The organism is Streptomyces caeni (assembly GCF_042678285.1).
In the GTDB taxonomy this organism is placed as follows: Bacteria; Actinomycetota; Actinomycetes; order Streptomycetales; family Streptomycetaceae; genus Streptomyces; species Streptomyces caeni.
On record NZ_JBHUDX010000034.1, the window covers coordinates 6845 to 20277 of the forward strand.

At 70.5% G+C, this 13433-nt stretch carries 10 protein-coding genes and 1 pseudogene; 8 read left to right on the forward strand and 3 right to left on the reverse strand.

The features are described 5' to 3' along the window. The 7 genes and pseudogenes from ACFSL4_RS14570 to ACFSL4_RS14600 form a co-directional block, all read left to right on the forward strand. Nucleotides 1-94, forward strand: a pseudogene (locus tag ACFSL4_RS14570) (S-methyl-5-thioribose-1-phosphate isomerase); the annotation flags it as partial. An 8-nt stretch (nucleotides 95-102) separates the two neighbouring features. Then, nucleotides 103-792 carry a two-component system response regulator MtrA gene (mtrA, locus tag ACFSL4_RS14575; protein ID WP_275676933.1) on the forward strand — a complete coding sequence of 230 codons (690 nt, stop codon included), beginning with the start codon at nucleotides 103-105 and terminating at the stop codon, nucleotides 790-792. A gap of 1 nt (nucleotide 793) precedes the next feature. Next, nucleotides 794-2851, forward strand: coding sequence for an MtrAB system histidine kinase MtrB (mtrB, locus tag ACFSL4_RS14580; protein ID WP_381082503.1), 2058 nt, complete (start codon nucleotides 794-796; stop codon nucleotides 2849-2851). After that, nucleotides 2841-4685 carry an LpqB family beta-propeller domain-containing protein gene (locus ACFSL4_RS14585; protein ID WP_381082505.1) on the forward strand — a complete coding sequence of 615 codons (1845 nt, stop codon included), beginning with the start codon at nucleotides 2841-2843 and terminating at the stop codon, nucleotides 4683-4685. Before mtrB ends, ACFSL4_RS14585 begins: the two co-directional genes overlap by 11 nt. Nucleotides 4686-4771: 86 nt before the next feature. Further along, on the forward strand, nucleotides 4772-5692 hold the full coding sequence (locus ACFSL4_RS14590) for a ComF family protein (RefSeq protein ID WP_381082507.1): 921 nt from the start codon (nucleotides 4772-4774) through the stop codon (nucleotides 5690-5692). Nucleotides 5693-6006: 314 nt separating this feature from the next. Further along, complete coding sequence (hpf, locus tag ACFSL4_RS14595) at nucleotides 6007-6693, forward strand: ribosome hibernation-promoting factor, HPF/YfiA family (RefSeq protein WP_381082509.1); 687 nt, start codon at nucleotides 6007-6009, stop codon at nucleotides 6691-6693. 206 nt (nucleotides 6694-6899) lie between these two features. Continuing rightward, nucleotides 6900-7646 carry a response regulator gene (locus ACFSL4_RS14600; protein ID WP_381082511.1) on the forward strand — a complete coding sequence of 249 codons (747 nt, stop codon included), beginning with the start codon at nucleotides 6900-6902 and terminating at the stop codon, nucleotides 7644-7646. Nucleotides 7647-7678: 32 nt separating this feature from the next. Here ACFSL4_RS14600 and ACFSL4_RS14605 read toward each other — a convergent pair whose 3' ends face one another. Both ACFSL4_RS14605 and ACFSL4_RS14610 read right to left on the reverse strand, forming a co-directional pair. Further along, nucleotides 7679-8875, reverse strand: coding sequence for a winged helix-turn-helix domain-containing protein (locus ACFSL4_RS14605; protein WP_381082513.1), 1197 nt, complete (start codon nucleotides 8873-8875; stop codon nucleotides 7679-7681). Nucleotides 8876-8938: 63 nt separating this feature from the next. Further along, entirely contained in the window at nucleotides 8939-9508 is a 570-nt protein-coding gene (locus ACFSL4_RS14610) for a GNAT family N-acetyltransferase (protein ID WP_381082515.1), read from the reverse strand. Between the two features lie 281 nt (nucleotides 9509-9789). On the opposite strand from ACFSL4_RS14610, the gene secA reads away from it, so the two are divergent. After that, nucleotides 9790-12600: a preprotein translocase subunit SecA gene (gene secA / locus ACFSL4_RS14615; RefSeq protein WP_381082517.1), complete on the forward strand. Its 2811-nt coding sequence runs from the start codon at nucleotides 9790-9792 to the stop codon at nucleotides 12598-12600. Between the two features lie 77 nt (nucleotides 12601-12677). Here the strand turns inward: secA and ACFSL4_RS14620 are convergent, their stop codons facing one another. Further along, complete coding sequence (locus ACFSL4_RS14620; protein WP_381082519.1) at nucleotides 12678-13199, reverse strand: Rv3235 family protein; 522 nt, start codon at nucleotides 13197-13199, stop codon at nucleotides 12678-12680. Nucleotides 13200-13433 lie beyond the last annotated feature (234 nt).

Here is a 13433-nt window from a genome sequence, read left to right on the forward strand (position 1 = left end):
GACGGCGATCGTCACCGAGGAGGGGGTCGCCTCGCCCGTGACAGCGGGGGCTCTCGCCGCGCTGTGTGACAGGTCACGCCAGGTAACGATTTAGTTAATGGGATGATGTCGTTTATGAAGGGACGAGTCCTTGTCGTCGACGACGACACCGCACTGGCCGAGATGCTCGGCATCGTGTTGCGTGGAGAAGGTTTTGAGCCGTCTTTCGTAGCCGACGGCGACAGGGCGCTGGCCGCCTTCCGCGAGACCAAGCCCGACCTGGTGCTGCTCGACCTGATGCTGCCCGGCCGGGACGGCATAGAGGTGTGCCGCCTGATCAGGGCGGAGTCCGGCGTGCCGATCGTGATGCTGACGGCCAAGAGCGACACCGTGGACGTGGTGGTGGGCCTGGAGTCGGGCGCGGACGACTACATCGTGAAGCCGTTCAAGCCGAAGGAGCTCGTGGCCCGCATCCGGGCACGGCTGCGGAGGTCGGAGGAGCCGGCGCCCGAGCAGCTTGCCATCGGCGATCTCGTCATCGACGTGGCCGGTCACTCCGTGAAGCGGGACGGGCAGTCGATCGCGCTGACACCGCTCGAGTTCGACCTGCTGGTGGCGCTGGCGCGCAAGCCGTGGCAGGTGTTCACCCGCGAGGTGCTGCTGGAGCAGGTCTGGGGCTACCGCCACGCCGCGGACACCCGCCTCGTCAATGTCCACGTCCAGCGGCTGCGGTCCAAGGTGGAGAAGGACCCGGAGCGCCCGGAGATCGTCGTGACCGTCCGTGGCGTCGGTTACAAGGCCGGACCCAGCTGACGTGGCCCGGGACGGTGCCGCTTCGGCGCCCGGCCGGCCCGGGGCGCGTCCGGGGCGGCCTGTCGGGCTGCGGACGACGGGCACCGGATGGCAAGCGTTCTTCGAGGGCGGGCTGCTCCAGGGCGGAGTCCAGGGGAGCCCGGTTCTCCGGCTCGTCATGCGCTGGGTGCGCCGTCCGCTGCTGCCGGTGATGCGGCTGTGGCGGCGCAACATCCAGCTCAAGATCGTCGTCACAACCCTGCTGATGTCGCTCGGCGTGGTGCTGCTGCTGGGCTTCGTGGTCATCGGCCAGGTGCGCAACGGTCTCCTGGACGCCAAGGTGAAGGCGTCCCAGAGCCAGGCCGTCGGAGGCTTCACGGTCGCCGGGCAGAAGGCCGACAGCGCGGCCAGCGCGAGCGGCGGGGACGACAACGCGGGCACGGACAGCAACCCCGTGCAGAACGTCAGAGGGTGGATGAGCGACCTCGTCGAGTCGCTCTCCAGCGGTGGCCAGGGCGCCTTCGACGTGGTCACGCTCAGCACCACCGCCGCGGACAATGACAACCGAGGCCTCGGGCCGCGCGCATCGGGCGGTGTGGACCCGAGCCTGAGCGTGCCCGAGGGCCTGCGCAAGCGCCTCGACGCCGGCATGGGCGTGGCCCAGAGCTACACCCGCATCGTCTACACCGACACCAGCCGCCAGCCGCAGCCGGCGCTGATCATCGGCAAGCAGATCAACGATCCGAACGGGGACCCCTACCAGCTGTACTTCCTCTTCCCGCTCACCCAGGAGGAGAAGTCGCTCAGCCTGGTGAAGGGGACGCTCGCGACGGCCGGGCTGTTCGTCGTCGTGCTCCTCGGCGCCATCGCCTGGCTCGTGGTGCGACAGGTCGTCACACCGGTGAGGATGGCTGCGGGCATCGCCGAACGGCTCTCCGCAGGGCGACTCCAGGAACGCATGAAGGTCACCGGCGAGGACGACATCGCGCGGCTGGGTGAGGCGTTCAACAAGATGGCGCAGAACCTGCAGCTCAAGATCCAGCAGTTGGAGGATCTGTCGCGGATGCAGCGTCGGTTCGTCTCGGACGTGTCCCACGAGCTGCGGACGCCCCTGACGACCGTGCGGATGGCGGCCGACGTCATTCACGAGGCGCGCGTGGACTTCGACCCGGTCACGGCGCGGTCCGCGGAACTGCTCGCCGATCAGCTGGACCGTTTCGAGTCGCTGCTCGCCGACCTGCTGGAGATCAGCCGCTTCGACGCGGGCGCGGCGGCGCTGGAGGCCGAGCCGATCGATCTGCGCGATGTCGTGCGGCGTGTGGTCAGCGGCGCCGAGCCGCTCGCCGAGCGCAAGGGCACGCGGATACGCGTCGTCGGTGACCAGCAGCCCGTCGTGGCCGAGGCGGACGCCCGGCGTGTCGAGCGGGTGCTGCGCAACCTCGTCGTCAACGCCGTGGAGCACGGCGAGGGCAAGGACGTGGTGGTCAAGCTCGCGGCGGCGGGCGGCGCGGTCGCCGTCGGCGTGCGCGACTACGGCGTGGGGCTCAAGCCCGGCGAGGCGACCCGGGTGTTCAGCCGCTTCTGGCGGGCGGACCCGGCACGCGCGCGCACCACGGGCGGTACGGGCCTCGGGCTGTCGATCGCCCTGGAGGACGCCCGGCTGCACGGCGGCTGGCTGCAGGCATGGGGCGAACCGGGCGGCGGGTCGCAGTTCCGGCTGACGCTGCCGCGAACCGCGGACGAGCCGCTGCGCGGTTCGCCGATACCGCTGGAGCCCAAGGACTCGCGGCGCAATCGCGGCCTGATCGATGCCGGGCTGCCGCAGGGCGGCTCCGGGAAGCAGGCCGTGGTGCCCGCCCAGTCCACGCACGAGGGGGTGCCGCCGCCCGACCCGATCACGCCGCGGCACGCCGCGGTGACGCCGACGGCCGACCCCACCGCGCTGCCCGGCAACGGCGCGCGCGTGGTACCCCGGCAGGTGGGGCGGGCACAGCGGCAGGACGACAGGGCACGGCGGCCGTCACAGGACGGCGGCGGGCCGGACGAGCGGGAGCAAGGGGAGGCAGTCGGTGGGCGCTGAGGGGGGCGGCCGACGGCGTGCGCTGCTGCGCGTCGGGGCCTACGTCGGCTGTGGCGCCGTGCTGCTGGCCGGATGCGCATCGATGCCGGACAGCGGTGATCTTCGCGGGGTCGAGTCGACGCCCCGGCAGGACGCCCAGGTGCGCGTCTTCGCGATGCCGCCGCGCGAGAACGCCGTCCCCGCGGAGATCGTGCAGGGCTTCCTGGAGGCGCTGACCAGTGACGACCCGCAGTACGAGACGGCGCGCAAGTATCTGACCGCCGGTGCCTCTCGCGCGTGGAACCCGGATCAGTCCACCACGGTGCTCTCCGAAGGTCCGAACCCCGTGGCCGCCCGTGCCGCCGGGGGCAGGCAGGCGGGTGACGAGGGCGCCTACACGTACACGCTGACGGGCACCAGGCTCGCGGTCGTGGACGCCCAGCACGCGTACGCGCCGGACTCGGGGGAGTACAGCAAGACGGTGCACCTCACGTTGGAGAAGAAGACCAACCAGTGGCGGATCGACGCGCTGCCACAGGGTGTGGTGATGGGCAAGTCCGACTTCCAGCGCAACTACCTCTCGGTCAATAAGTACTACTACGCGACGAGCATTCCCACGGAGGCGGGCGATCAGCTGGGCACGGTCGCGGACCCGGTGTACGTGCGCAGCAAGGTGGACCCCGTGACCTCGACGGTCCGCGCGCTGCTGAAGGGCCCCACCCGCTGGCTGGACCCCGTGGCGACGTCGAGCTTCCCCTCGGGCACGGCGCTCAAGAAGGACGTCACCTCCCTTTCGCCCGATGACCAGAACAAGCTGTCGGTGCCGCTGAACGACAAGGCCGACCGGGTCGGGCAGACCCAGTGCGCCAGGATGGCGGCGCAGCTGCTCTTCACGCTCCAGGGCCTGACCCCCACGGGGGTCAGCCAGGTCGAGCTGCAGCGGTCGAACGGCAGGAAGCTGTGCGACCTGAACGAGGACCGGGCCGAGACGATCGCCGCGCACGGCACGGGCAAGCGGCCCGAGTACGAGTACTTCATGGACGGCAGGCAGCGACTCGTCCGCCTGCCCAGCAACATCAGCTCCAACGATCCCGAACCGGTGCCCGGTGCGCTCGGCGACGGGATCAAGAGGCTGCGCGCCGCGGCGGTCTCGCGCGACGAGGACAAGGCGGCCGGCGTCTCGGCGGACGGGCGGTACCTGTACGTCGGGTCGCTGGTCTCCGGCGCCTCGCTCGGGGACGCGGTGCTGACCAGCCTGGGCGCGTCGGCGGACGACCGGCTGACGACGCCGAGCTGGGACGGCGCGGGCGACCTGTGGGTGGCCGACCGCGATCCCGGGCACCCCCGGCTTCTCCTGTTGCAGAAGGGCGCGGGCGAGCCCGTGGAGGTGCGCACGCCGAGCCTCGACGGGCGAGTGGACGCGGTACGGGTGGCCGCCGACGGGGTCCGGATCGCGCTGATCGTGGAGAAGGGCGGCACGACGTCGCTGCGGATCGGGCGCGTGCAGCGGGAGAGCGGGACCGGCGGGCGGCCCAGTGTGTCGATCCTCGGACTGCACTCGGTGACCCCTCAGTTGGAGGAGGTCACCGCTATGTCGTGGGCCGGTGACAGCCGGCTCGTGCTGGTCGGGAGCGAGGCCGGCGGGGTGGAGCAGATCCGCTACGTGCAGGTCGACGGTTCCACGCCGGCGGGCAACCCTCCGGCGTCGCTGACGGGCGTGAAGCAGATCGCGGCGTCCGAGAACGAGCGGCTGCCGTTGGTGGCGTACTCGGAGGACGGGATCGTACGGCTGTCTGCCGGGGCGCAGTGGCAGAAGGTGGTCAAGGCGGGGACGGCCCCGGTCTATCCGGGGTGAGCGCCCCCGGGCACGGCGTGGCGCGGGTGCCCGGGCGTTGTCCACAGGGCTGGCGGGCCGCCGCGGAGCCCGGCACAGTGGTGGACATGCGGGGGTGGTGGCAGGACCTCACCGACCTGGTGCTGCCGGCCGCGTGCGAAGGCTGCGGGAGGCCGCGCACGGTGCTCTGCCCGGAGTGCCGCGCCGCCCTCCACGCCGCCGCGCCGCGCCGGGTGCGACCGGTGCCGGAGCCGGCGGGCCTGCCCGTGGTGCACGCCGCCGCGCCGTACGAGGGTGCCGTGCGCTCCCTGCTCCTGGCCCACAAGGAGCGGGGCGCGCTGACACTCGCGGGTCCGCTGGGGACGGCTCTGGCCGGCGCCGTGCGGGCGGGGCTGGGCGAGGCGGCGGCCGGGACCGGTGGCGGCCGACTGCCCACGCCGATGCCACCTGTGCCACCCGTGCCACCTGTGCCACCCGTGGGTCCCGTGCTGCTCGTGCCCGTGCCCTCCTCGCGGCGGGCCGTGCGGGCCCGGGGACACGACCCCACGCGGCGGATCGCGCTCGTGGCCGCGGGAGGACTGCGCCGCGCCGGGACGGCGGCCCGGGTGGCGGCCGTGTTGCGGCAGCGGCGGACCGTGGCCGACCAGTCGGGGCTCGACTCCGGCCGGCGACTGGCCAATCTCGCGGGCGCGCTGGAAGTGGCAGCGGGGTGCGGTCCGTTGTTGGCCGGCGGGCGGGTCGTGCTCGTCGACGACCTGATGACGACGGGCGCCTCGCTGGCGGAGGCGGCCCGTGCGGTACGGGCCGCGCTCGCGGACCCGTGGAGGGCGGACCCCGAGGTATATGCGCGCGCGGCCGGGGAAGCAAGGGGGGAACGGAGGAGCGAGTGGGGGACGGCACGGGCGCACGGGATGCGCGCGCCGCACGGGGCGGCTGCCGGGAACAGCCCCGGGTACGGCCCCGGGTACGGGATCCGCGCGGCGGTGGTGGCCGCCTCGCCGGGTTCCTTCGAAACGAATTGGAACTGACCGCGAAGTCGGGTCGTTGCAGGTAATGAGCAGGCCAATTCGCCTGAACGGAGGTACGCGGCGGTAGAGGGTGACGACATCAGCCCGGGCGAGATATGTTCGGTTGTGAGGGAAAGGCGCAGGCCATCCCCTCATATTCCAGTGCCCTGCTGCGGGTTTTCCTTCATCACCCGTAGTGGTGGGGTGGCGAACTCGCCCGCGGGGGAGGAGGAGGTGGAAGTCACCGAGTCCGAGGTTCCGGGGCTCACCGGAGCCTGGTGCACAAGGGAGATGCTCCGCCAGGGATGCGGAGCGATCCGGGAACGGAGTTCTGCGTGGACATCGTCGTCAAGGGCCGCAAGACCGAGGTGCCCGAGCGGTTCCGGAAGCACGTGGCCGAGAAGCTGAAGCTGGAGAAGATCCAGAAGCTCGATGGCAAGGTGATCAGCCTGGACGTCGAGGTGTCCAAGGAGCCCAACCCCCGACAGGCCGACCGTTCCGACCGGGTGGAGATCACCCTCCGCTCCCGCGGTCCGGTGATCCGGGCGGAGGCAGCGGCCAGCGATCCCTACGCGGCACTCGATCTGGCGGCGGAGAAGCTGGAGGCGCGGCTGCGCAAGCAGCACGACAAGCGCCACACCCGCCGCGGAGTCCGCAGGATCTCGGCCGCCGAAGTCCCCCACCACGTCCCGGACGCCGCGACGCTCAACGGCAACGGCGACGTCGTCCCGGAAGAGGAACCGGAGGCGGTGCCGACCAAGAAGATCGGCCCCCTCGAGGTGAAGGGCGAAGGCCCTCTCGTCGTCAGGGAGAAGACCCACGTCGCGTCCCCGATGTCGCTCGACCAGGCTCTTTATGAAATGGAGCTGGTCGGGCACGACTTCTATCTGTTCGTCGACTCCGAGACCAAGCAACCCAGCGTCGTCTACCGCCGGCACGCCTACGACTACGGTGTCATCCACCTCAGCACCGACCAGATGGTGGCCGAGGCGGCCACCGTGGACGGAGGGGCCGGCGGCTGACCCCGCCCGGTGATCGCTGTACCCGGTGCCCCTGGTGAGCCCGTGCGCCCCCGGGGGCACCGGTGTGCGACCACTTCGCTCCGTGCTCTGTCACCTGACTGTCGCCTCGGCATGGAATCATGGTCACAACGGCTCAACCGGTGGGCCGTTGCCTTGGGTTGGCGATGGCTCGGGACCACAGGCCACAGCCTTCAGGGGGAGGAACGATGGCGGACAGCTTCGGACCGATGCGTGATGAGGATGCTGACGACGGCGTCGTCGGCATGGGCCCGCAGGCGGGCGCGCCACGCAAGGAGCCCATCCGCGTCCTCGTCGTGGACGACCACGCTCTCTTCCGGCGTGGTCTGGAGATCGTGCTCGCAGCCGAGGAGGACATCCAGGTCGTCGGTGAGGCCGGGGACGGCGCGGAGGCTGTCGACAAGGCGGCCGATCTGCTGCCCGACATCGTGCTGATGGACGTGCGGATGCCCAAGCGGGGCGGGATCGAGGCGTGCACCTCCATCAAGGAGGTGGCGCCCAGCGCGAAGATCATCATGCTGACCATCAGCGACGAGGAGGCCGACCTCTACGACGCGATCAAGGCCGGCGCGACCGGGTACCTCCTCAAGGAGATCTCCACGGACGAGGTCGCCACGGCCATTCGCGCCGTCGCCGACGGGCAGTCGCAGATCAGTCCCTCCATGGCGTCCAAACTCCTCACCGAGTTCAAGTCGATGATCCAGCGGACCGATGAGCGCCGGCTGGTCCCGGCGCCGCGGCTCACCGACCGGGAGCTCGAGGTCCTCAAGCTGGTCGCCACCGGAATGAACAACCGGGACATCGCCAAGGAGCTGTTCATCTCCGAGAACACCGTGAAGAACCATGTGCGCAACATCCTGGAGAAGCTGCAACTGCACTCCAGAATGGAAGCGGTGGTCTACGCGATGCGGGAGAAGATCCTGGAGATCCGCTAGCGGGACGGGTCCCCGGGCGAGGGCTCCCGGCATCAGCCCAGGGCATGGTCCAGCTCGTGGACCAACGGCTCCCGCAGAGCGGGGGCGTCCACCCGCTCCACGCGTACGTTCGTGCAGTTCACCCAGGCCGCCGCCTCCAGCAGGGCCTGGGCCACTGCCGGAACCGCCCGGGAGCCGTCCAGGGTGACCTGCTTGGCGACCAGCGTGCGGCCCTCGCGCGCGGGGTCCACCCGGCCGACCAGCCGGCCGCCGGCCAGGACCGGCATCGCGAAGTAGCCGTAGATCCGCTTGGGCTTGGGGACGTACGCCTCCAGCCGGTGCGTGAAGCCGAAGATCCGCTCCGTCCGCGCCCGCTCCCAGACCAGGGAATCGAAGGGCGACAGGAGCGTCGTACGGTGGCGGCCGCGCGGCGGGGTCCGCAGTGCCTCCGGGTCCGCCCACGCCGGCTTGCCCCAGCCCTCGACCGTCACCGGGACCAGGCCCGAGTCCGCGATCACCGCCTCCACCTGCTCGCCCTTGAGACGGTGGTAGTCCGCGATGTCCGCGCGCGTGCCCACACCGAGGGACTGGCCGGCGAGGCGGACGAGACGGCGCAGGCACTCGGCGTCGTCCAGGTCGTCGTGGAGGAGTTCCGGGGGGACGGCGCGCTCGGCGAGGTCGTACACCCGCTTCCAGCCCCGGCGCTCGACGCACACCACCTCGCCGTACATCAGCGCGCGCTCCACGGCCACCTTCGTGCCGGACCAGTCCCACCACTCGCTGGTGTTCTTCGCGCCGCCCAACTCCGTGGCGGTCAGGGGGCCTTCCGTGCGCAGCTGCTTGACGACCTGGTCGTAGACCCCGTCCGGGAGCGGGTGGTTCCAGTGCGGGCGGGAGCGGTAGGCGCGGCGGCGGAAGGCGAAGTGGGGCCACTCCTCGATGGGCAGGATGCAGGCGGCGTGGGACCAGTACTCGAACGCGTGGGGCGCCGGGGCGGCGCCGTCCGACGACGTCCAGTACGCCGAGTCGACCGCCTTGCGGCCTATGGCTCCCAGACGGGCGTAAGGGATGAGTTCGTGGGAGCGGGCGAGGACCGAGATGGTGTCGAGCTGGACCGCGCCGAGGTGGCGGAGGACGCCGCGCACGCCGCCCCTGCGGTCGGGGGCGCCGAGGAGGCCCTGGGCCCGCAGGGCGATACGGCGGGCCTCGTCGGCGGACAGTTCGGTGGTGGGACGCGGGAGACTCGGCATGCTGACACGGTAGGGGGTGCCACTGACAACGGCGGCCGACGCGGGCACGGGACGTGCGGCCCGCTACGGTCGCGCCGGCAGATACGGCGCCGCCGACGGCAGGCCCAGGTCCGACGGCAGCAGGGAGCCCACCCAGCAGTCCCGGCGCACCCCCTTGTTGTTGATCGCGGAGCGCAGGGTGCCCTCGACGGTGAAGCCCGCGCGTTCCGCGACCGCGCGGGAGCCCGCGTTGCCCACCTCGGCACGCCACTCCACGCGGTCGATGGACATCCGGGTGAAGGCCCAGCGGGACGCGGCCAGCGTCGCCTCCGTGAGGTAGCCGTTGCCCCGGTGTTCCTTCGCCGCCCAGAAGCCCACCTCGGCGACGCCCAGCGAGCGCATCGTCAGCCCGAGCATGCCCACCAGCTCCCCGGAGGGGAGGAACACGCCGAACGTGAACATCGACGCCTCCGCCCAGCCGTCGGGCACCATCTGCCGGACGAACCCCTCCGCGTGCTCGCGCAGATACGGGGACGGGATCGTGGTCCAGCGCTGGATGTCGGGATCCTGGGCGGCTTCGTACACCGCTTCGACGTCCGACGGGCCCACGGTGCGCAACAGAAGACGGCCGGTGGTCAGGCTGACGGGGTCCATCGCCCGATTCTGCTCGGCCGCCCGCCGCGACGCCATGATTTTTCGTGCCGGGGCGCCGTCACCACCGGGCCGGCCCGCACTGTGTCACGTGTCACCGCGTGAGATTCTCGTGACAATTCGTAGCATCGGCGCGGCACCTTCCGCGACGCCCGTCCGTTGTCCTAATGGCTGTCGACGGCAGACCTCCCGGCGTGGCGGGGTCCTCGCTTACGATGGCCGTTGCTCAAGCTGTCATATGTAACCGACCGTCCCAGGCCCGAACGGCAAGGAGACAAACCCCCGTGTCCGTCCTCTCGAAGATCATGCGTGCAGGCGAAGGCAAGATCCTGCGCAAGCTGCACCGCATCGCGGACCAGGTCAACTCCATCGAAGAGGACTTCATCGACCTCTCCGACGCCGAGCTGCGGGCTCTCACCGACGAGTACAAGCAGCGGTACGCCGACGGCGAGAGCCTGGACGACCTGCTCCCCGAGGCGTTCGCCACCGTGCGCGAGGCCGCCAAGCGAGTCCTCGGCCAGCGGCACTACGACGTGCAGATGATGGGTGGCGCCGCGCTGCACCTCGGTTATGTCGCCGAGATGAAGACCGGTGAGGGCAAGACCCTGGTCGGCACGCTGCCCGCCTATCTGAACGCCATTTCCGGAGACGGCGTCCACATCGTCACGGTCAACGACTACCTGGCCGAGCGCGACTCCGAGATGATGGGCCGCGTCCACAAGTTCCTGGGCCTGAGCGTCGGCTGCATCCTGGCCAACATGACCCCGGCCCAGCGCCGCGAGCAGTACGCCTGCGACATCACCTACGGCACGAACAACGAATTCGGCTTCGACTACCTCCGCGACAACATGGCGTGGTCGAAGGAGGAACTGGTCCAGCGCGGCCACAACTTCGCCATCGTCGACGAGGTCGACTCCATTCTCATCGACGAGGCCCGTACGCCGCTGATCATCTCCGGCCCCGCCGACCAGGCCACCAAGTGGTACGGCGACTTCGCCAAGCTGGTCACGCGCCTCAAGCGAGGCGAGGCGGGCAACCCGCTGAAGGGTGTCGAGGAGACCGGCGACTACGACGTCGACGAGAAGAAGCGCACGGTCGCCATCCACGAGTCCGGCGTCACCAAGGTCGAGGACTGGCTGGGCATCGACAACCTCTACGAGTCGGTGAACACCCCGCTGGTGGGCTACCTGAACAACGCGATCAAGGCCAAGGAGCTCTTCAAGCGCGACAAGGACTACGTCGTCATTGACGGCGAGGTCATGATCGTCGACGAGCACACGGGCCGTATCCTCGCCGGCCGCCGCTACAACGAGGGCATGCACCAGGCCATCGAGGCGAAGGAGGGGGTGGACATCAAGGACGAGAACCAGACGCTCGCCACGATCACCCTCCAGAACTTCTTCCGCCTCTACAACAAGCTCTCCGGCATGACCGGTACGGCGATGACCGAGGCCGCCGAGTTCCACCAGATCTACAAGCTCGGCGTGGTCCCGATCCCGACCAACAGGCCGATGATCCGCAAGGACCAGTCGGACCTGATCTACCGCACCGAGGTCGCGAAGTTCGAGGCGGTCGTCGACGACATCGCCGACAAGCACGAGAAGGGCCAGCCGATCCTCGTCGGCACGACCTCGGTCGAGAAGTCGGAGTACCTGTCCCAGCAGCTGAGCAAGCGCGGTATCCAGCACGAGGTGCTGAACGCGAAGCAGCACGACCGTGAGGCCGTGATCGTCGCCCAGGCCGGCCGCAGGGGCGCCGTCACCGTCGCCACGAACATGGCCGGCCGTGGTACGGACATCAAGCTCGGCGGCAACCCCGAGGACCTGGCCGAGGCCGAGCTGCGCCAGCGCGGGCTCGACCCGGAGGAGCACATCGAGGAGTGGGCCGCGGCGCTGCCCGCCGCCCTGGAGAAGGCCGAGCAGGCGGTCAAGGCCGAGAAGGACGAGGTCGAGACCCTGGGCGGCCTCTACGTCCTGGGCACGGAGCGCCACGAGTCCCGCCGTATCGACAACCAGCTGCGCGGCCGCTCCGGCCGTCAGGGCGACCCCGGCGAGTCCCGCTTCTACCTCTCCCTGGGCGACGACCTGATGCGCCTGTTCAAGGCCCAGATGGTCGAGCGCGTGATGTCGATGGCGAACGTCCCGGACGACGTGCCGATCGAGAACAAGATGGTCACGCGCGCGATCGCGTCCGCCCAGTCGCAGGTGGAGACGCAGAACTTCGAGACCCGGAAGAACGTCCTCAAGTACGACGAGGTCCTCAACCGGCAGCGTGAGGTCATCTACGGCGAGCGGCGCCGCGTCCTGGAGGGTGAGGACCTGCAGGAGCAGATCCAGCACTTCATGGACGACACGATCGACGCGTACGTCGCCGCCGAGACCTCCGAGGGCTTCGCCGAGGAGTGGGACCTGGACCGGCTGTGGGGCGCCTTCAAGCAGCTCTACCCGGTGAGGGTCACCATCGAGGAACTGGAGGACGCGGCCGGCGACCGGGCCGGGCTGACCGCCGAGTTCATCGCCGAGTCCATCAAGGACGACATCCACGAGCAGTACGAGCAGCGTGAGGCGCAGCTCGGTTCGGAGATCATGCGGGAGCTGGAGCGCCGGGTCGTGCTGTCGGTCCTGGACCGCAAGTGGCGCGAGCACCTCTACGAGATGGACTACCTCCAGGAGGGCATCGGCCTGCGCGCGATGGCGCAGAAGGACCCGCTGGTCGAGTACCAGCGCGAGGGCTTCGACATGTTCACCGCGATGATGGACGGCATCAAGGAGGAGTCCGTCGGCTATCTGTTCAACCTGGAGGTCCAGGTCGAGCAGCAGGTCGAGGAGGTCCCCGTCGAGGACGCCAAGCCCTCCCTGGAGAAGGAGGAGGCGGTGGCCGCCCAGGCGGCCCGCCCGGAGATCCGTGCCAAGGGTCTCGACGCCCCGCAGCGCCACGAGCGGCTGCACTTCTCCGCGCCGACCGTGGACGGCGAGGGCGGGATCGTCGAGGGTGACTTCACCAGCGACGGCGAGCCGGTGCGCTCGGAGGCGGACGGCCTCACGCGCGCGGAGCGCCGCAAGCAGGCGAAGGGCGGGCGCCGCCGTAAGAAGTGACGGTGACGCCGGCGACAACGCCGTCGTGAGGGGCCGGGCACCCGGGTGGGGTGTCCGGCCCCTCCGCATCGTCGGCGTCAGTCGTCGTCCGTCAGGGGCGTCCGCGGCCCACCCAGTTCCACGGCTGTGCACCGCCAGCGATGGTCGGGGCCGCACTCCAGGCGGAACGCCATCGCACGCAGTCGATCGCCCGCGCCGATGCGGGCGAATGCCTCGACGGCGCCGGGACGCGGAACGTAGTAGCCGATGTCGCGGACGACCGGACGGGTTCCGCGGGTGCGCAGCGGGCCGCGCTCGGCGAGCCGGGCCAGCTGGTCGTAGGCCCGGCCGGCGGTGTGCCCGAGCATGCTGTGCACCGGCCGTCGGCCGCTCAGTACGGACAGGAGGCGGTCGGCGAAGACATCGGTGGGGCGGGGCCGGGGTACCGGCGCGGTACGGCTTTGCGTGCCGGGCGCCGTCGCCCGGGGCGTGCCCCGGTCCGGTGCCGTACGGCTGTCAGCGCCGCCCGGACGGCGGGTGTCGTGGCGGACCGGTGGGCGTTGGCCCGGGCTCCGCCTCCCCGCGGTCGTCGCCCTGTTCCTGGTCATCACCTTGTTCATGGGGGTCCCCGTTTCGCCGGACCGGTCGATACCGGTTGGTAACTTTTCGTTGGGGATCTTGTACGAGGCGCGGGACGGTGCCCGCAAGGAAGCGGGGTACGTGTCGTGGCCGCGGCACGGTTCGCCTATCAGGGTGAGCGGGGTGCCGCGAATCCGTGGGGCGGCCGGGGTGTACCGGGTGATCCGTGAGTGTCCTCGTTGACGTCGTGAAGGCGGTGTACAGGCCCCGAAGGG